At 27.2% G+C, this 20,930-nt stretch carries 18 protein-coding genes; 4 read left to right on the top strand and 14 right to left on the bottom strand.

The window, feature by feature from the left end; translation table 11 throughout:
• Positions 1–127: 127 nt before the first annotated feature.
• From HH195_RS01290 to HH195_RS01265, 6 genes are all read right to left on the bottom strand, one after another.
• Positions 128–688 (bottom strand): Fe-S-containing hydro-lyase, encoded by a 561-nt coding sequence (locus HH195_RS01290; RefSeq protein WP_055259712.1) that lies wholly within the window; start codon positions 686–688, stop codon positions 128–130.
• Between the two features lie 18 nt (positions 689–706).
• Entirely contained in the window at positions 707–1,549 is an 843-nt protein-coding gene (locus HH195_RS01285; protein ID WP_055259714.1) for a fumarate hydratase, read from the bottom strand.
• Between the two features lie 154 nt (positions 1,550–1,703).
• The gene (locus HH195_RS01280; RefSeq protein WP_207750875.1) at positions 1,704–2,663 is read right to left on the bottom strand and encodes an AEC family transporter; all 960 of its coding nucleotides are present in this window, start codon (positions 2,661–2,663) and stop codon (positions 1,704–1,706) included.
• 553 nt (positions 2,664–3,216) lie between these two features.
• Complete coding sequence (locus HH195_RS01275) at positions 3,217–4,173, bottom strand: 2-keto-3-deoxygluconate permease (protein WP_112365215.1); 957 nt, start codon at positions 4,171–4,173, stop codon at positions 3,217–3,219.
• Between the two features lie 255 nt (positions 4,174–4,428).
• Positions 4,429–5,670 carry an NAD(P)-dependent malic enzyme gene (locus HH195_RS01270; RefSeq protein WP_196371290.1) on the bottom strand — a complete coding sequence of 414 codons (1,242 nt, stop codon included), beginning with the start codon at positions 5,668–5,670 and terminating at the stop codon, positions 4,429–4,431.
• Positions 5,671–5,861: 191 nt separating this feature from the next.
• Positions 5,862–6,728, bottom strand: coding sequence for a LysR family transcriptional regulator (locus HH195_RS01265; protein ID WP_196371289.1), 867 nt, complete (start codon positions 6,726–6,728; stop codon positions 5,862–5,864).
• A 386-nt stretch (positions 6,729–7,114) separates the two neighbouring features.
• Here HH195_RS01265 and HH195_RS01260 point away from each other — a divergent pair, with 386 nt between their 5' ends.
• Positions 7,115–8,338: a multidrug effflux MFS transporter gene (locus tag HH195_RS01260; protein WP_196371288.1), complete on the top strand. Its 1,224-nt coding sequence runs from the start codon at positions 7,115–7,117 to the stop codon at positions 8,336–8,338.
• A 243-nt stretch (positions 8,339–8,581) separates the two neighbouring features.
• On the opposite strand, the gene trxA is transcribed toward HH195_RS01260, so the two are convergent.
• The 6 genes from trxA to larA form a co-directional block, all read right to left on the bottom strand.
• Positions 8,582–8,893 carry a thioredoxin gene (gene trxA / locus HH195_RS01255; protein ID WP_055259734.1) on the bottom strand — a complete coding sequence of 104 codons (312 nt, stop codon included), beginning with the start codon at positions 8,891–8,893 and terminating at the stop codon, positions 8,582–8,584.
• Positions 8,894–9,088: 195 nt separating this feature from the next.
• Positions 9,089–9,445, bottom strand: coding sequence for a winged helix-turn-helix transcriptional regulator (locus HH195_RS01250; protein WP_058992335.1), 357 nt, complete (start codon positions 9,443–9,445; stop codon positions 9,089–9,091).
• Positions 9,446–9,567: 122 nt separating this feature from the next.
• Positions 9,568–10,806, bottom strand: coding sequence for an NAD(P)-dependent oxidoreductase (locus HH195_RS01245; protein ID WP_196371287.1), 1,239 nt, complete (start codon positions 10,804–10,806; stop codon positions 9,568–9,570).
• A 163-nt stretch (positions 10,807–10,969) separates the two neighbouring features.
• Positions 10,970–11,395, bottom strand: coding sequence for a GtrA family protein (locus HH195_RS01240; protein ID WP_055259740.1), 426 nt, complete (start codon positions 11,393–11,395; stop codon positions 10,970–10,972).
• 9 nt (positions 11,396–11,404) lie between these two features.
• Complete coding sequence (locus HH195_RS01235; protein ID WP_196371286.1) at positions 11,405–11,836, bottom strand: GtrA family protein; 432 nt, start codon at positions 11,834–11,836, stop codon at positions 11,405–11,407.
• Between the two features lie 258 nt (positions 11,837–12,094).
• Positions 12,095–13,369 carry a nickel-dependent lactate racemase gene (larA, locus tag HH195_RS01230; protein ID WP_196371285.1) on the bottom strand — a complete coding sequence of 425 codons (1,275 nt, stop codon included), beginning with the start codon at positions 13,367–13,369 and terminating at the stop codon, positions 12,095–12,097.
• Positions 13,370–14,081: 712 nt separating this feature from the next.
• On the opposite strand from larA, the gene HH195_RS01225 reads away from it, so the two are divergent.
• Genes HH195_RS01225 through HH195_RS01215 form a run of 3 tightly spaced genes read left to right on the top strand, consistent with a single transcriptional unit; the run spans position 14,082 to position 17,476 of the window.
• Positions 14,082–14,870, top strand: coding sequence for an electron transfer flavoprotein subunit beta/FixA family protein (locus HH195_RS01225; protein WP_055259746.1), 789 nt, complete (start codon positions 14,082–14,084; stop codon positions 14,868–14,870).
• A gap of 14 nt (positions 14,871–14,884) precedes the next feature.
• The gene (locus tag HH195_RS01220) at positions 14,885–16,072 is read left to right on the top strand and encodes an electron transfer flavoprotein subunit alpha/FixB family protein (protein ID WP_196371284.1); all 1,188 of its coding nucleotides are present in this window, start codon (positions 14,885–14,887) and stop codon (positions 16,070–16,072) included.
• A gap of 3 nt (positions 16,073–16,075) precedes the next feature.
• Complete coding sequence (locus HH195_RS01215) at positions 16,076–17,476, top strand: FAD-binding oxidoreductase (protein ID WP_196371283.1); 1,401 nt, start codon at positions 16,076–16,078, stop codon at positions 17,474–17,476.
• Between the two features lie 131 nt (positions 17,477–17,607).
• On the opposite strand, the gene HH195_RS01210 is transcribed toward HH195_RS01215, so the two are convergent.
• A complete protein-coding gene (locus tag HH195_RS01210; protein ID WP_196371282.1) occupies positions 17,608–18,552 on the bottom strand; it encodes a PH domain-containing protein in 945 nt (314 codons plus the stop codon).
• A 103-nt stretch (positions 18,553–18,655) separates the two neighbouring features.
• Positions 18,656–20,641, bottom strand: coding sequence for a sigma-54-dependent transcriptional regulator (locus HH195_RS01205; protein ID WP_196371281.1), 1,986 nt, complete (start codon positions 20,639–20,641; stop codon positions 18,656–18,658).
• Positions 20,642–20,930 lie beyond the last annotated feature (289 nt).

Here is a 20,930-nt window from a genome sequence, read left to right as displayed (position 1 = left end):
TTTTTATTTTTATCATATACTTTTATATTAAATTATCCTAAAATATCTTGAATTAATAAATAGAAACATTTATTCAACAATCAGCAATAAAAAAACTATTAGTCATTCAAATGACTAATAGCTTAACCTATTTATTATTATCTTCTAAATAATTTTTTCTTCCTATTTCATAAAGATTATTTCCGTAACAATCTATACAAACAATAACTGGTAAATCCTTAACTTCTAATCTTCTTATAGCTTCAGAACCCAAATCCTCATAAGCAATTATTTCGCTTTTTTTAATACATTTTGACATATAAGCAGCTACACCACCTATTGCAGCGAAATATACTGCTTTATTTTTTTTCATTGATTCTATAACCTCTTTAGAACGCAGACCCTTTCCTATCATTCCTTTCAAACCTAAATCTAAAAGACTAGGAGCATAAGGATCCATCCTATAACTCGTAGTTGGACCAGCCGAACCTATAGCATTTCCTGGCTTTGCAGGGCTTGGTCCTACATAATAAATTATAGAATCCTTAACATCTAAAGGAAGTTCTTTTTTTGCTTTTAAAAGTTCAATCAATCTTTTATGTGCTGCATCTCTTGCGGTATAAATTACCCCAGATATTAAAACCATATCCCCAGCTTTCAAATCTTGAACCTTTTCTTTTGTTAAAGGCATAGTTATTTTTTTTTCCATACTTTCCACCACCCAAAATTAAAGTTCTATCTCTGCATGTCTTGTAACATGACAATTTATATTAACAGCTACAGGTAGACCTGCTATATGCGTTGGATAAGTCTCTATATTAACAGCAAGTGCTGTAGTTTTACCACCAAAACCTTGTGGCCCTATTCCAAGCTCATTTACTTCTTTCAAAAGTTCTTTTTCTAAATTAGCATAAAACTCATTATTATTTTTTTCATTTAAAGGTCTGACTAAAGCTTTTTTCGCAAGATTTGCAGCCTTATCAAAAGTTCCACCAATACCAACTCCAACAACTATTGGTGGACATGGATTAGGACCTGCCTCTTTAACTACTTTTAACACAAAATCTTTAACACCTTCCAATCCATCTGCTGGTTTTAGCATTTTAAGTTGACTCATATTTTCAGAGCCAAATCCCTTAGGTGCCACTTTTATTTTAAGTTTATCGCCTTCAACTATATCATAATAAATTATAGCTGGAGTATTATCCATAGTGTTTATTCTATCTAATGGATCCTTAACCACGGATTTTCTCAAAAACCCTTCATTATACCCTTGTCTTATTCCTTCGTTTATAGCATCTTTTAAATTGCCACCAATTATATGTACATCTTGACCAATTTCAACAAATACACAAGCCATTCCTGTATCTTGACATATAGGCATTTCTTCTTTCTTTGCAATATCTATATTAGTTAAAATTTTTTCTAATATTTCTTTAGCCATAGGCCAATTTTCTTGCTTATATGCACTTTCAATTTTTTCTTTAACATCATGTGTTAAGTAATAATTAGCATCTATACACATATTCTTTACAACTTCAGTTATCTTGGAAACATTTATTTCTTTCATTTTTAGCTCCCCCTTCAATTCCATCTAATCACATAACTATTATTTTTAAAAAATAATTTACAATTTTATTATACAAAATATCATTCTTTCTCGAAACCATTACTTGTAAAAAACACAAAAAGCATCTTTAAAATTTTAAAGATGCTTTTTATACTTATTTAATATACTGAGTTATTAACATTAATACCGGAACAACTACTATAAATAATACCGTACTTATTGTTGTAATATTAGTTGCATATTTAACATCACCATGATATTGGTCTGCTAAAATAGGTAAAACTGCAAGCATTGGAGTTGCTGATTGAACTATAAATGAATTCTTTTCTATGCTAGGCATAACTATTCCAAACGCTCCTGTTCCAATCATTATTAAAACTATAATTATAATTGGACAAATTACAAAACGTCCTACTAAAGCAAGAATACTGTCACGATCTAATCTCATATTTTTTAATCCTGCGTTATATAGCATTATACCTATGTAAATCAAAGCAAGTGGAGTAACAAAAGCTCCTAAATATTTTAATGCTGAATTTATAAAATCTGGAACTGGTATACTGAATATTAAGAATATTAAACCTATTATAAATCCTACTAAAGGAGGTGTTAATACCTTTTTCCAATTAAATGATTTCTTACCTGGTTCTTTATGAGGATCTGTAGCAGACATTATAATTATACCAATTACCCAAGTTGATATTGTATTACTTATGTAACAAACTAAATAATATGGTATACTTGCTTCACCAAATAATGCAATATTTAAAGGCATTCCAACAAATATTGTGTTAGCATTTGCCACACCATTTAAGAATATCCCTCTACGTTCAGGTCTAATTTTAAATACTTTCATTAATATAAATGCTATTATGTACGAAACGATAACAGTACCAAATGGGAATATTAATCCAATTCCTAAATTCCCCAAACTACCCACTGTTAAATTTGCTAATATACCAGTAAAAATACTACATGGTAAACCAACATTAACAACTAATTTTGATATACCTTTGCTAAAATCTGGTCCAAACCATTTATATTTTTGCAGAAAATATCCTACTGCTATTAATATAACAATGGTTAAAACACTTTCAATCGATGTAAAAAACATTATTGACTCCCTCCTTATTATGTTATTTTTATATAGTAAAATATCTAAATTTAGAAAATATAATAATCCTTATTAATTTTCTAATTTAACTATTAAATTTGAATTATCTGAAATTTAATAATATACAAATATATTATTTATTTAGTTTAGCAAAGTATGTCCTTTAAAAAATATTTAAAATAAATTACATATTTCATATATTATTTTACAAATTTATGTTTTCCTATTAAGTTTTGCACAAATTATTTTTTCTATACATCAAGAATATCATTTACAAATTTTTAAGTAAAATATAAAAAAACTATATATAAATAAATGAAATCTATAATGATTTTTGAATTTAAAGTAATTTATTTTAGTTATTTTATTAACATTTTATTTATAATTTAATTTTTAACAAATATTTTTTACTTTTAATTACATTTTTACATTTAAAGGAATTAAATTATAAAAAAACCATAATATATTATAATGGTTTTTTACCAAATCATTATAATATATTATGGACATTTTTTTACAATTTTATTTATATTTTTTTAATAGTTACTTTATTTTAATTTTGCTTTTTTAATTGCTTTTTCTTAAGCCTTTTATCTAAATATCCAACCATAAATGGACAAAGTATAGCTGATACTATTATAGAAGCTGCTATTTGTGTTGTTGCTGAAGTTAAATATGGAGCTAAAGCACTATCCGCAGCAACTACCGCAATAGGGGTTGCTAATTGATTCCCAGCTGTTGTTCCTATTGCAAAATTAACAGCTTTCTTCTCCCAAAATATCGCATGTATGTAGTAATTCACAAATCCAGTTATGAAAACTACTGCTACTCCAAGACATACTCCTGGAAGCCCTGAATGTATAATATCAGCAAAATTCATTCCTGTACCTAATGCAAATGAAAAGAATGGTGTTAATATATGTTTACCAGAACCTAAAAATTTTCTAAATTCTTCATCTAAATTACCAATAACAAACCCTATAATTATAGGAATTATTACAGCAACTATTGACATTATAGGAAAATCTGCAAGTCCACTAGCTCCCAAAGCAAGCATTGTAAAAAATGCTCCTGCACTTAAAGATATTATTGTTGATGCACCTTGATCATCTGCATCACCATATTCCTCTGCTAAAGCTACATAAAGTCCTGTATTATTACAAGCAAAAGCTGCCATTAAAGCCATTGTTGATATTCCAAAAATACCTTTGTTTCCAAAGAAATATCCAACTACTAAAGTTATTATAAGACCTACAAAAAATTTACTTAATAAAGATACAGCTCCTTTAGCTAACGGACGTCTAGCTTGATTATAACGTATTTGAGAACCCATTATAAATAAGAATAAAGCAATTAAAGGCATTGCACTATCTTTAAATAAAGAAGTTGTAAATCCTCCAATATTTAATGATTGAGGAATAAAAGTATTTACTATAGCACCTAAAATCAAAGGAACAACCATCATTCCTCCTGGTACCTTTTTCATTGTTCTTAATATAGGAACATTCATTTTTTTCCTCCTTGTTATTATGTATAGTATTTTTATAAGCTCATATTTAAATTTACAAGTCTATATTACATTGGTCTAACCACTTTGTAAAATATAAATATACTATGTATTTATAGTTATTTTATATAAAAAAAAGCCATATCATACGGCTATAAAGTAATAATTTTAACTTATTTTTTACTTTATAACCTAAGATATAGCTTTAGTAGTTGAATATTAATTTTTTAATAATTTATAATGAAATATTCTATTATATTATTTTGTACCTAAAAGTTCTCTTGTATGTTCTGCAACCATTTCTGGAGTCATATCACTTCTTCTTGCAACTCCTGTATCTATTGCAGCTTTTGCTACAAATGATGCAACTATTGGTGATATTCTACGATCTGTTGCAGCTGGAATTACATAATCTGGAGTTAATTCTGATTCTGGAATTAATTCAGCTATTCCATAAGCTGCAGCTATTTTCATTTCTTCATTTATATCAGTTGCTCTAACATCTAAAGCTCCTCTAAATATTCCTGGGAAAGCTAAAAGATTGTTAACTTGGTTTGGATAATCTGAACGACCTGTTCCTGCAACTAATGCACCACCAGCTTTAGCTTCATCTGGGAATATTTCTGGTACTGGGTTTGCCATAGCAAATACTATAGAATCTTTAGCCATAGTTGATACCATTTCTTTTGTTAATACTCCAGGTGCTGATACTCCTATAAATGCATCTGCTCCTTTTACTGCATCTGCTAATGTACCTGTTAAATGTTCTCTATTTGTTACTTTAGCAATTTCTTTTTGAGCATCATTCATCCATTCTTGGCTTTCTTCTATTATTCCCATACGATCTACCATTGTTACATGCTTAGCTCCTGCTCTCATAAGTAATTTAGCTATTGATATTCCAGCAGATCCTGCTCCATTTATAACAAATTTAGCATCTGCTATATTTCTCTTAGTTACTTTTAAAGAGTTTATTATTGCTGCTAAAACAACTATAGCAGTACCATGTTGGTCATCATGGAATACTGGTATATTCATTTCTTCTTTTAATCTTCTTTCTATTTCAAAGCATTCAGGTGCTTTTATATCTTCTAAATTTATTCCACCAAAACTTGGTTCCATTAATTTTACTGTGTTTATTATTTCATCAACATTTTTACTGTTTAAGCATATTGGGAAAGCATCAACTCCTGCAAAAGTTTTGAATAAAACTGCTTTACCCTCCATAACAGGAAGTCCAGCACCTGCTCCTATATCTCCAAGTCCAAGTACTGCAGTTCCATTTGTTACAACTGCTACTATATTTCCTTTTGATGTATATTCATATATATCATCATAATTTTCTTTTATCTTTAAACAAGGTTCCGCAACTCCTGGTGTATAAGCTAAAGATAAATCTTCTTTAGTATTTACTGGCACTTTAGATATTACTTCTAATTTACCTTGATTATCCCTATGTAATTTTAATGCCTTTTCTTTTACTGATAAATTTTCACTCATTTTTAAAGCCTCCTATATTTTAAAAATTTTAATTTATCTTTTTATCTATTACTGTTCCTTAAAACCATCTTATCACTCTTTGGAATAGTATGTAAAATATAAAAAAATTATATACTAATAGATTTTATATATCAATAAATATCCTTCCCATAAATACAGTAAATATATTTAATATTTAAAATATTTCAATTCTATAGGCTTTTTACAAAATCTATAAACTGTCTTTGACTTTTAGTTACATATTTATTTTTATTCCATGCTATTGCAATACTTACTTTGATAGGATTTTTCAGAGAACGACAAGTTATATCTTTATTTCTTGTAGCTATAGTATCTAACAAAAAGCTTACTCCTATTCCATTTGAGATAAGAGTACAGATACTTTCTATCTGAGTAGATTGATATATTATATTAGGCTCAAAATTATGATGTTTACATTCATTTAAGATTCTTTTTCTTATATAATTTCCCTCTTTTAACAAAAGAAATCTCTCATCTTTAAGGATTTCAAAAGGTATTGTTTTTTGTTTAGCTAACGAATGTTCTTTAGGTAGGCATAAAAGAATTTCCCGTGCATTAATTGGAGTTGTTTCAATGCAATCATTTTTATGAGATTGTATTATAAGTGCTAAATCTATTTCTCCAGCTTCTAAAAGTTCAACAGTTTGCAACGAGCCAACTTCAACTATTTCGAGTTCTACATTAGAATTTTCATTGTAATATTGAGAAAATATTTTAGGAAGCATATGAAAACCTATAAGAGGAGGTATAGAAACTTTTATAATCTCCTTTTTTGATTTTTTAAAATCGTACATTTCTTTTTCAACATTAGTAACCCTATTTATTATTTCATTGGCTCTTTTATAAAATACTTCACCCTCTTTTGTTAAGTTTATATTTTTTTGCTTTCTTTCTAGAAGAATAACACCTAAACTATCCTCTAATTTTTTTATCGCTATAGTTATCGATGGCTGAGCTACATGAAGCTTATCAGCTGCCTTAGTAAAACTTTTTAAGTTAGTCACAGCAATAAAATATTCTAACTGTCTTAATTCCATTGTTGTTTCCCCCTTTAATATTATTTTCATTTATATTCTAAGATTTAATAAAAACTCATCCATTTCAACATAAAACCTAAATTATTTTATCATAAAATTTCTTTATAAATTTTATATTTTAATCTTTTTTCTATATTATAATATTATAAATTTGTATAGTAAAAGATAATACTATAAAAATTTTTAATAATTCAACTTATTTTTTATAAATAATTAATTATTAAATATTGTTATAATATTCTATTGCAAAATTTAAATATTTAATTAATAATATATATGTTCACTTATAAACACTATATTATTTTTTAGTCATGCAATTAATATTAATTTTACATTTATAATCATATATTGTAATTTTAAAATAAAATAAATGAAAGGATAAATTTATGGAATTAAATGAAAACAACAAACCAAATCAAAAATATTTGGGAACCTTAGGATTTGTAATTTTTATAGGCTTTTTAAGCGCTTTCGTTCCACTATCTACTGATTTATATTTGCCAGCTTTGCCCAAAATGGTAAATACATTTCATACTAGCGAAGCAATTTTAAATTTAACAATAACATTTTTCTTTATATTTTATGCACTGGGTATGCTTTTTTGGGGGCCTTTAAGTGATAAATTTGGAAGAAAAAAAATATTAACAATAGGAATGATTATTTATTGTGTGGGTAGTCTTTTATGTGCCAACGCTAACAATATACCTCTTCTTATTTGCTTTAGAGTAATACAGGCAATAGGTAGTGGTTCTGCTGTATCTGTTGCAACAGCTATGATGAAAGATGTTTATACTGGTAAAAAACTAGTTTCAATGCTTGCAATTGTTCAATCAATAGCTATGACATCTCCTGTTGTTTCTCCAGTAATAGGTGCTTTCATACTTGCCTTTACATCATGGAAAGGTATATTTTGGATACTTACAATAGTAAGTTTTATATCTATAATAGGCTCCTTACTTTTACAAGAAACATTAAAAAATTATAATACAGGAAGTCTATTAAAAGTTTTAGATAATATTAGAGTTGTAGCTAAAAATCCTGGCTTTGCAGTTTTACTATTCACTTTTGCAATAACTACACTACCTTTAATGGCATACATAACAACTTCATCTTACATATATATTGATGGATTTAAGTTATCTGACCAAGTATATAGCTATTTCTATGCTTGTACAGCAATATTTCTAATTATAGGTCCAATGGCTTACGTTCGTCTTGCTAAACATTTCACTAGCAAAAAAATTATACTATTTGATTTTGTTGTCATTATTTTAAGTGGTATTGCACTAATTCTAATAGGCCCAAGTTCTCCTATTGCATTTGCTTTATGCCTTATACCTGCAATGGCTTGCGGAAATATGCTAAGACCACCTAGCACTCATCTTATATTAGCTCAACAAGATACTAATATAGGTTCTGCTTCATCATTAATAAGTTTTGGCAACACTATTATGGGATGTATTGGTATGATAATTATAACCTTTAATGTAGGAAATAAAATCGTAGCTATTGGTTTCTTATATACACTAATCGCACTAATAGCTCTAGTATTTTGGATTATATTTAATAAAAAACCATTTATCGTGCAAGTCCAAGAACATAATCATTAATAATAAAAAATAGATTCTATCTCAATTTAGCTAGAATCTATTTTTTATATTATTAATTTTAAAATTTATTATAATGAACCTTTATAAAATCCATATCTTTCTCCTCATAAGCTGCTCTTTCCTGTCCTTTATATCCAATTGAGTTAATATAATCAATATTTATTTTAGTAAATGTTACATAAAAAATGGTCGTCTAAAGGAGTTTCCACTTTAAACAACCATTTTTCTTTAGTATACTATCAGTTATATTAAATCTGAAAGTTCACTTAATAAAGCTTCTTTTGGTCTAAATCCTACTAAAGTTTTAACGACCTTCCCATCCTTGAACACCTTAAGAGTTGGAACATTTACAACTTGGAATCTTGAAGCTATTTCAGAACTCTCATCTATATCAACCTTTACAAATTTAGCTTTTCCATTTAATTCAACTGATAACTCCTCAAATACTGGAGTTAACATTTTACAAGGGCCACACCATGTTGCAAAAAAGTCTACAACAACTACTCCTTCTGCTACCTCTTTATCAAAATCGTTACTATTTAATATTTTTGCCATTTTAAATCCTCCTAAAATTTAATAAAATTATTTAAAATAAAACTTCGCTTTATTAGTTTATGATTAAATTTAATTTATATCCTAAATAATTAATTTATTTAATTTGCTTTTTACGTAATTACTATACTATTTTTATTGATTTTAAACAATTAGTAACTTCTTAGTAACCTCTCACACTTTACTTAAAAATAAAATCTATTTATTACATTTCATAATATCTTTTCCCCATTCTATCATCATTGCAATTATAGGAACAAGTTCTTTACCTTTTTCACTTAAATAATAAAAAGATTCCACAGAATTTCCACTTTTACATCTTTCATTTATAACTATCTCATAACTTATAAGCATTTCTAATTGTTGTGATAAAACTTTTTTACTACATCCTTTTAATAGTCTTTGAAGTTCTCCAAATCTTTTTTTATCATTTTTAATATTCCATATTATTTTTCCAACCCACTTTTTCCCCAATACAGTTCCTAAAACTTGTATCGGGCAATCTATATCATAATACAAATTATCATTAAATTTTCTATCATCTACTTCATTCATTATTATTAAAAGTGAGATAATTTATAATAACTCACCAATATTTCACCCCATTCATTAAAATTAATAAAAAAGTCATGAGTTAAATAAAATTTATCCTCACGACCTCTCTTAAAATATAAATACTATATTAAATCTTCACAAAATTTATCCATAGTTTCAGCAACTACTTTTGCATGTGCAACAGCAGCAACTACTGTTTTTGCACCTGTAACAACATCCCCTGACGCAAAAACTCCTTTTTTGGTAGTATGACCTAATTCATCTACAACAATAAGTCCATACCTATCAATATTTAATCCTTTAGTACTTGATACTATATTATCCTTAGGTGATTGACTTACAGCTATTATAACTGAATCACATTCAAATATACTCTCAGTTCCTTCTAAATTTCTAGTGCTTACTCTTCCACTTTCAGTTACTATTCTTTCAGTTTCTATATATTTAACACCTTCATCTAATATTTCAAGCGGTGCTTTAAATAGTTCAAATCTTACTCCGTCTTCTTTAGCTTCATTTATTTCAAGCCTTGTAGCTGGCATATCTTCAAAGCCTTTTCTATAAAGAACCGTTACTTCTTTTGCACCATTTCTTTTAGCTGTTCTTGCAGCATCCATAGCAACATTTCCAGCACCTATTATACAAACTTTGTCTCCAAGCCTATAAACACTAGGGTCTTTTAAGTAATTTATTGCATAATTAACATGACCTAAACTTTCACCCTTTACCCCTAAAGCTTTTGGATTCCAAACTCCTGTACCGACAAATATTGCTTTATATCCATCTTCTCTAAGTTTATCTAAAGTTAAAACTGGCCCTATTAAAGTATTAGGTCTTATTTTAACATTTAAACTTATAAGTTCTTTTTCTAATCTATCCAATACGCCCTTAGAAAGCCTAAATTCCGGAATTCCATATCTTAAAACTCCACCCATTTTACTATGCGACTCAAATATAGTAACCTTATATCCCTTTCTAGCTAAAATAAGAGCTATAGTTATTCCAGCTGGTCCAGAACCTATAATTGCTACCCTAGTATCTAATCTAGCCTGTTGATTTAAGCTAACTTCTTCTAAAAATTTATTTGAAATATACTCTTCTATTTTATTAAATTCGACTGAATTTCCCTTTATTCCTCTTACACAATCCTTTTGACATTGATTTTCTACTGGACAAACAATTGAACATATAGCACTTAAAGGATTATTATTGAATAAAATTTCTCCAGCCTCTTTTATTTTATCTTCTTTAAATAATTTTATAATTTCAGGTATTGGTGTATTTATAGGACAACCTTTTTGACATCTTGCATTTTTACATTGTAGACATCTGTTAGCCTCATCATTTAAAAATTCATTCATTTCTAGTCCCCTCCACTAAATCATATCATATAAACGTCATAATTAATGATATTATAAGTTAATTTTTAAATTATATCAACTACGCTATTAATTATTTAAATACATTAATAATATTCACTAATTAAATACATTAAACTCTATATTTACATTATTTTCTTAGAGGTTATTTAGCTTGAGGCTTTTTATTTCTAAACACAATAAATTTATAAAAAGCAAAATTAAATAATTGAACAGAAGTGCCTAATAGAAATTTTACTATGTATACATTTATTCCTATAATATTATTAAGAAGATATACACCTCCCATAGATACTAATGTACAAATAGCATCACTTATAAGAAAATGTATAAATTCTATTACTAATTCTTGTCTTGATGATTTAGTTTTTTTAAATGTCCATACTTTATTTACAATAAAATTATTAAAACCTCCTGCCGTAATAGATGCCCCTTGAGCAATTATAGTATTTACATGAAACACATTAATTAAAATAATAAATATTATAAAATCAACTATAAAGTTAGCAATTCCAACCATATTGAATTTTATAAACTCTATATATTTGTGTATCTCTTTCTTTAAATCCATATTAATCTCCTATTTGACAGTACCATATTCTGATTTATCATATTTAAAAACAATAAATTTATAAACTATATAATTAAATATTTGCAAAAATAATGTTACCATAACTTTAGATATGTAAACATTTATGCCTATAATAGAGTTTAACAAATTTAATCCAATTAATGATACAGTTAAAGATATTCCATTAGTTAAAATAAATTTTCCAAATTGATTTATAAAACTTTCTGTTGTCTTATGCTCTTTAAAAGTCCAAAACTTATTCATAAAAAAGCTATTTAACACACCACAACCATATGATATTGTTTGAGCAACCAAATCATTTAAACAAAAAACATTAATAAAAATAATAAATACAAAAAAATCAACTAAAGTATTAGCAACCCCCACTATAGCAAATTTTATAATTGATTTATTTTCTCTTATTCTTTTTAATAACCCCATATTTTTCTCCCATATTATAGATTTTTATAAAATATTTTTAAAATTAAATATATATACCCATTTATATACCTAAATATATTAATTATTTTTACACACTTAAATCTTTAATCTTTACAAAATAAAACACTCTATATATAAAAATAACATAGAGTGTCTAATTATAATATCTATTTTATATTTATTACAAATGTTAATAGTTACATTTTTATAACAAATTAAAAATTTTTTAATATTTAATATTTTATTCACAATTTATATTTATCTAACTATAACTGATACTCCATCTGGAATAACAACTACTTTTGAATTTTTTCCTTTTATTTCATAAGCTTTTTCTAAAGCTTCATTAAATGTGTAAGCATGATTCATATGCATATTCTTTATCATTTCTGGATCACACATATCACTTACAATAAATACTGTATATTTATCTAAAATTCTTGATAGTATTTGGAATTCCCATTGATCTGGAACAGTTTCATTTCTTGGTACTTTTGCTATTCTTTCTAAAAGTTCTCTAGGAGTTTTTACTCCAGCTACATTGTCATAAAAAGATTGACCACCATGCCCATCATTACAAGCTGCAATCATTATTATAACTCCACCTTCTTTACAAGTAGCTTCTGCTGCTGTCATTCCTTTTACCGCTTGATATATATTTTGGTCTAAAGGATAACCTCCATTTGTTACAACTGCTATATCAGATAATTTTTTATCAACCTTTGCAATATCTAAAACAAATTCACAACCTGTTAAATGAGCTTCAGCACTATCACCTGCAAAAGCATTTATAATATTTTTTTCACCATCTATTACAACATTTAATATAAAAGCTAATTTTGCTTTCTGTGCAGCATATAACATATCTTTATGTACTGGATTATTTTTAAGAATTCCTGTTCTTGCATTTGGACTTGCAATAAATTCACTACAATGGTTTGCCATTATAGTTTTTGCTGATGCAATTCCAGGAAGCACACTTTTTCTACCACCTGAAAATCCTGCAAAGAAATGAGATTCAATAAATCCTTCTGCTATTAAAAGTTCAGCCTCTATTGCAAGTTTATTTAATATAAGGTCACCACCAGATGGAAGTGTTCCCACATGAACTAAACTAGAATCATCTGTTGATACATGATTTATTATTGTTTCACTCTCTACTATTTCACGACCAAATTTATTTATCATTTCTTCTCTTGTTGTTGGTCTATGAAATCCTGTAGCTATAAGAATTTTTATATCTATATTAGGATTTGCTTTTCTTATTCTTCTTAAAATTATAGGAAGCGTTATCTTACTAGGTACAGGTCTTGTATGGTCACTTGTTATTATTACCATATTATTCTTATCTTTAACTAATTCTTCTAAAGATTTACTACCTATAGGATTATCTAAAGCTCTTTCAACTATTTCCTCTTGGCTCATGTCTACTTTATATGTATCTGCTTTAGATCTTAAAACACCTACTAAATTTTTATCATTAATTTCAATATCTATCATACTTTTGTGATAAGGAACTTTTATTTTACTCATATCTAGCTACCCTCTCTCTTAATAAATTTAATGATTATTTTAAAAACCATTAATATATCTTATTATTGGTATGACCAAAATTGGTAAGACCTTTATTAGTATACTATTATTTCTATGCTTATTCAATATAAATTAATAATATATAGTAATAAAAATTAAATATATTTTGTTATTTTTTTAACTATTAAATTGCAATTATTAAATATTTTCCCCTAATAAAAAAAATTAATATTTTTTTATATAAAATTTTTTAATGTATTTTTATTTATAAATAAAAATTTTTAATGTATTTTTATGCTAGAAATAAATTCTATTTTATGGCTTTTTATCCCTAAAAATATAGATTTTTTTAACATCAACAAGTTATTTTTTTATTCTGAATTTTTAATTAATAAGCAATTCAAATGGCATTTTTCCTATTAGTTATTTTTTTAACTATTGTTGAAATTAATAAAAAATAGTCTTAAAATTAAGTCAGTTATTGGTCATACCAATATCGAATGTGCCCGTTTTAATACTTTTATTGATGTATATTTAAAAGTATATTGACTTTAAAAACTGTCGCTACATCTAAAAAAACACAAATAAGATATTTGTACATTTTGTTTAATTAATATCTTTTATTATATAGCAATATCTGTTTAAAACAAAAAAATTGTTATAGCTGTATATAAAGTTTAGCTAAAAAATATATCACGAAAGGAAGATAAATATGAATATTTTAGTTTGTATTAAACAAGTTCCAGGAACATCAAAAGTTGAAGTTGATCCTGTTACAGGAGTTTTAAAAAGAGATAGTGCAGATACTAAAATGAATCCTTACGATTTATTTGCTCTTGAAACTGCTCTTAGAATCAGAGAAGAAGTTGGAGGTACAATAAAGGTTATAAGCATGGGACCTCCACAAGCCATGGATGTTATAAAAGAAGCATTTTCCATGGGAGCTGATGATGGTGCTCTAGTTTCAGACAGAAAATTTGGTGGTGCTGATGTTTTAGCAACTAGCTATACTATATCACAAGGTGTTAGAAAGATGGGTGATTTTGATTTAATTCTTTGTGGTAAACAAACAACAGATGGAGATACTGCACAAGTTGGTCCAGAAATGGCTGAATATTTAGGTATACCACATATAGCAAATGTTATTGATATAATAAATGTTAAAGAAAATAGCATGCAATTAAAAATGGATATGCCAAATACTGTTGAAATTGCAGAAGTTAAATTCCCTTGTCTTTTAACAGTAGAAAAAGATATATTTGTTCCAAGATTACCATCTTACAAGAAAAAAGTCGCTAGTAAAGATAAAGAAATAAGAATTATTTCTTTCAACGACCTTGAAGATAAAAATGAAAAAAAATATGGATTAAATGGTTCTCCAACTCAAGTTGAAAGAATTTTCCCTCCTGAAGTAAATAATGATAGACAAATGTGGACAGGCAATACTAATGATTTAGCTGATAAAATATCATCTAAATTAAAGGAATTAAAATTTATTTAAGGGGTGAATAAGATATGGGTAAGCTTAAAGTAAATCAAGATAAAATCACAAACATAGATGAAGTTATAAAAATATGTCCTTTTGGAGCAATGGAAAATAATAACGGAAAATTAGAAATAAATGCAGCATGTAAAATGTGTAAAATGTGCGTTAGAAAAGGAAACGGTGCTGTTGAATTTATTGAAGAAGAAGTTGTAAAAATAGATAAATCATTATGGAACGGTATATCAGTATATGTTGACCATGTTGATGGAAATATACATCCCGTAACTTTTGAACTTATAGGTAAAGCTAGAGAACTTGCTAAAAAAGTTAACCAAAAAGTTTATGCTGTTTTTGTAGGATACAATATAAGTGATAAAGCTAAAGAACTTTTACATTACGGAGTTGATGAAGTATTTATCTATGATTACAAACAATTAGAAAGTTTTAGAATAGAACCTTATACAGCAGCTTGTGAAGATTTCATAAATAAAAATAAACCAGCTGTTTTACTTGTTGGCGCTACAACAATTGGTAGATCTTTAGCTCCTAGAATTGCTGCTAGATTTAGAACTGGTTTAACTGCTGATTGTACAATTTTAGATATTAAAGAAAATACTGATTTAGTACAAATAAGACCTGCCTTTGGTGGAAATATTATGGCTCAAATAGTAACTCCAAATTCAAGACCTCAACTTGCAACTGTAAGATATAAAGTTATGAACGCTCCTGAAAGAACTGAAGAAGAAACAGGTAAGTTAAACTTTGCTCAAATAGATGAATCTAAATTATCTTCAAAAATTGATGTTCTAAAAATTCAAAAGAAAATAAAAGAAAAAAATATAGAAGATGCTGATGTAATAGTTGTTGCTGGTCGTGGTGTAAAAAATGAAAAAGATATGGCAATGATAGAATCTTTAGCAAATCTTTTAGGTGGAGAAGTTGCTGTAACTAGACCACTTATTGAAAATGGATGGGCTGATGCTAAAAGACAAGTTGGATTAAGTGGTAGAACAGTAAAACCAAAACTTATAATAACTTGTGGTGTTTCAGGTGCAGTTCAATTTACAGCAGGAATGAATAATTCAGATTATATATTCTCAATAGACATGGATGAAAAAGCACCTATATTTAAAGTTGCAAATTACGGCATAGTTGGTGATTTATATGATATAATTCCTCAATTAATAGAAAATATAAAAGCAACTAAGGAGGCATAAGAAATGAACTACAAAACTATTGATAATAAAGATATTGAATGTTTAAAAAGTATTGTTTCAAATGATGAAGAGAGATTTTTAATAAATGAAAATATAAGTGAAGAATATAGCCATGATGAACTTGCTGGAATTAAAAAGATGCCAGATGTAGTTTTAAAAGTTAAAAGCGCAGAAGAAGTTTCACAAATAATGAAATATGCTTATGAAAACTCAATTCCTGTTACTCCAAGAGGTTCTGGTACTGGTCTTGTTGGTGCTGCTGTTCCTGTTTTAGGTGGTATAGTAATTGATATGACTCTTATGAATAATATTTTAGAATTAGATGAAGAAAACCTTACTTTAACAGTAGAACCTGGTGTTTTACTTATGGAAATTGCTAAATATGTTGAAGATAATGGGTTATTCTACCCACCAGATCCAGGTGAAAAAACAGCTACAATAGGTGGTAATATTAGCACAAACGCAGGTGGTATGAGAGCTGTTAAATATGGAGTTACAAGAGATTATGTTCGTGGTTTAGAAGTTGTTCTTCCTAATGGAGAAATTGTAAACTTCGGTGGTAAAGTTGTTAAAAATAGTTCTGGATATTCTTTAAAGGACTTAATTGTTGGTTCTGAAGGTACTTTAGGAATAGTAACAAAAGCTACATTAAAACTTTTACCTCTTCCAGATAAATCTTTAAGCTTACTTGTACCATTTCCAAATCTTCATATGGCAATAGAAACTGTACCTCAAATAATAAAGGCTAAAGTTATACCTACTGCTGTTGAATTTATGGAAAAGGAAGTAATATTAGCTTCTGAACAATACTTAGGAAAGAAATTCCCAGACCACGCTTCTGGTTCTTACCTTTTGTTAACATTTGATGGTAGAAGTAAAAAAGAAATCGAACTTACATATGACCATGTTGCAAAAATTTGTTTAGAATGTGGTGCTTTAGATGTTTTAATATCTGATACTGAAGAAAGACAAACATCTATATGGCAAGCTAGAGGTTCATTCCTAGAAGCTATAAAAGGTTCTACTACTGATATGGATGAAGTTGATGTAGTTGTTCCTAGAAATAAAATTGCTGAATTCGTTGAATTCACTAATGAACTTGAAAAAACAATTGGAATCAGAATAAGAAGTTTTGGACATGCAGGTGACGGTAACTTACATGTATATATTCTAAAAGATGAATTAGATGATGCTGCATGGAAACAAAAATTAAACGCAGCTATGGATGAAATGTATAAAAAATCCAATGAATTATCAGGAAAAGTATCTGGTGAACATGGTATAGGTTATGCTAAAATGGGTTACCTTGAAAAATCTATATCTAAAGAAACTTTAGATTTAATGAAAGGTATAAAACTAGCATTTGACCCTAAAGATATTTTAAACCCTAAAAAATTATTTTAATGCTTATTAAACAAACTAAAACTGTATACTAAAATCAATAAATAGCCTAATGATATATTTAATCACATAAAATAAGAGTTATAACATTTAATGTTATAACTCTTATATTTTTTCTAAACATACGCTCATTTTTAGGTCTTATAAATATTATTACGCCTTGAGCCCACGCTATTATATAACCATTGTGTAGAACTTAACTTTTGATAATTTATATAAACAGGTAAATAACCGTTAGTTAATATTTTAACTACTGGTTCATTTATATCCTCAACATAAAGCTTAGCTCTTCCAACTCCTTCAATATAATAAATCCCAAAATAGCTATTTCCTGATTTTACACCATCTAAATTCATTTCTACTTTAGGTATCTTATCTAAATATTCAACAGTCGTCATTTCTTTATAAGGCAACAATTCACCATAAGTTCCATTTATAACTACATTTTCATTTTCTAGCACAAGATTAAGTGTTGTAGTATTATTTAAAGAAATAGATATATACGCTACTGAGCTTACACAAGCAATAATAGCTACGATTATAGCTATACCTATGCATTTTCCAATTATATTTCCCCAGTTTATATTGATTCCCTTTCCATTTCTCTTTGCAACTAAGAAAGATGAATCTTTAGGTTTAAAGTAAAATATTCCAAAAATATAATCAGAATCATCTACTGTTAGACTTTCTCCACTTTTCCTGTCTACAAAAGTAGGGTTGTTATAGATTAATTTTTCCCAACCTTCTCTATGTTTTAAAGCTTTTAATTTAGTATTTATTATGTAATGGACAAATATTATAATAATCCCATCTATAATAATTGTTAATATTATCATAAGAGGAATATATCCTTCTCTAACTGATATATTTACAACCATAATAATTGAATTTATGATTGCCCAAAAAATAACAAGGTAAGCCCTAAACAGTTTTTTATATTCCCTTAATGCAATTGGGACTTCTTGAATTTTAGGAAATTTTACTCCTAATAATACATTATTATCATCTAAGTTGCATATTTCAAAACCTATAAACAACATAACAAACGGTATGATAAATGAAACTACTCTTAATAACATTTTATATCCCCCCTTTCTTAAACTGTTAATTCTTTTTATTTAAATTATTATACAACAATTTTTAAATCAAATAAATAACAGTATATAGAGAGCATATAATATCTTATCCTATATAATAATTAACTCTTTTTACACTTGAGTAAACATCCTCTAAAGAATAACCAAGCATAGCTTTCCTTGTAGCCTCTAAAACGTGTAATGTTGATACTAAAGATATAATTTTAACCTGTGTGTGAAATTCATTCTCTATTATTTCTCCAAATGTCACTAACGAACCCATATCAACCAATATTAAGTAACCTTGTTTAGATGGGTTTTCTTTTATAATATTTTTTAGCTCATTTAAAATATATGATGGCTTAATGTCAATTGGTGAATCCAGAGCTATGGTATAATTTTGTCCTAAAAGTCTATTAGTAACATCAACAATTGATGATGCTGTGCTATCACCATGTGCTATAACAATTACCTTAACTTTATCATTTTGTTTATATTTTAATTGCCCATCTTCTATAATAAATATACATAAATATCCAACCTCACCTAAAGGAATTTCTTTTTTTAAATATTTCTCTATACGAGCTTTAATTTCGACAGCTATATCATATTCTTTTTTATACTTTGTTTCTAAATTTAAAACATTAGTATTTACCATAATTTTATCATTTTTGACTCTATGGATTAAATTGTTTATATGCAAAGCCATAGCTATACACATATTAGGTTTTAACTTCTCTTCTAATTTGCTATTTATATAATGGATTAAATGCTTTATAAACTCCAATACATCCTCATCTATAAAGTTCTCTAACATTTTACTATTATCATATTCTGAAACACCTTCTATATCTTTTCTAAAATGAGTTATAACTTCTTTGTCTACTAAATAATCCATATTTATATCTACAACATCTTCAGCCTTTAGTCTATCAACTTTATATTTTATATTTTCATATATATGATTATCTTTATATTTTTCTATTATCACTTCTTCTAAACTAGAAATTTTTATATAATCTATATCTTCCCCTATTAATCTATTCCACAAAACTCTATGATTTTTTTCCTTATAAAGTCCCTCTTTTATGTAAGTTGGAGTATTTTTTATTTCTACTCTTATATCCTTTTGTGAATGTGTTAAATACTCTGAATAAGCCCTAGCACAAATAAGCTGTATATCACTTTTAAGTTGACCGATATTGTTAGGGCAATCATAAGATAACAAAGCTCTCATAGCATTTACTGATATAAATATATCTTTCTTTATTTTAATACTTTCTGCTTTAAAAAAAGATTTAATCAGATAAAACCTCTCCTCTAAGGTTCTTTGTTTCAAAGCTGGTATTGTAATGGTCATTGGTATCCTTCTGGTAAATGTTTTCAACAGAGTTGAATCTGGATTTTCTGTGGTAGCTGATATAATAAGTGCATTAGACTGTCTATTTTCATGATCTCCAACTCGCCTAAAAAGCCCTGTATCTAAAAATGTAAATAACGCCTCTTGTCCCTCTGGTGGAAGCCTATGTATTTCATCTAAAAACAATATGCCATTATTAGCTTTCTCTATAAGACCTATCTTATCTATTTCAGCACCTGTATACGCTCCTTTTTTAACTCCAAATAGTTGTGACGTTAACAATTGAGGATTATTGCTATAATCAGCGCAATTAAATGTTATAAAAGGAGAATCTATATTTTTAACTTGCATTTCAATTGCATACTCATGCATTAAATAAGCAAACATTGACTTTCCAACACCTGTCTCTCCAAGTATTAAACAATTCATTCCATTTGGCGGATATAAAATTGAAGCCTTCGCATGTTCTATTGCATCTTTTAAACTTATATTATTATTAGCTAACTTATCTAAGTTAGTTTTATTCTTTAAAGAACTTAATGATTCGTTAATATAAAATAAAACTGGTCTACCATTTGATTTAGATACTTTACCTTCCTTACAAAGAGTATTTAAAACATGGCTTACATTAGCTCTACTTATATTTAACATAGATGCTAATGTATTTGCATCTATCCCCTTATTTATGGGCAAATCCAACAAAGTTTTATAAATTAAGTCTACCCTCTTCATCTAAACTCTCCTATTAAAAATTATTTAATCTAATATTTTAAACATAAAATATTATTAATAGTTTTATTTTCTAAATTACTATTATTTTTTATAAAACTATCATTTAAAATCTTTAAATATTTAACAGTAAATCTTTATTTCAATGATAGCACATTTTTATCTTTTTTTCTATAAACTAGTTCATTGCTATATAACCCAATAATAAAAAGTAATTATTTTTAAATTATTTAATAATTAATTTAATTTAAATAATTTTTATATAATCAAATAAATAATAATTGTAAATTAA

Source organism: Candidatus Sarcina troglodytae, assembly GCF_015708635.1.
GTDB classification, from domain to species: Bacteria; Bacillota; Clostridia; order Clostridiales; family Clostridiaceae; genus Sarcina; species Sarcina ventriculi.
This window is presented reverse-complemented; position numbering and strand designations above follow the sequence as displayed.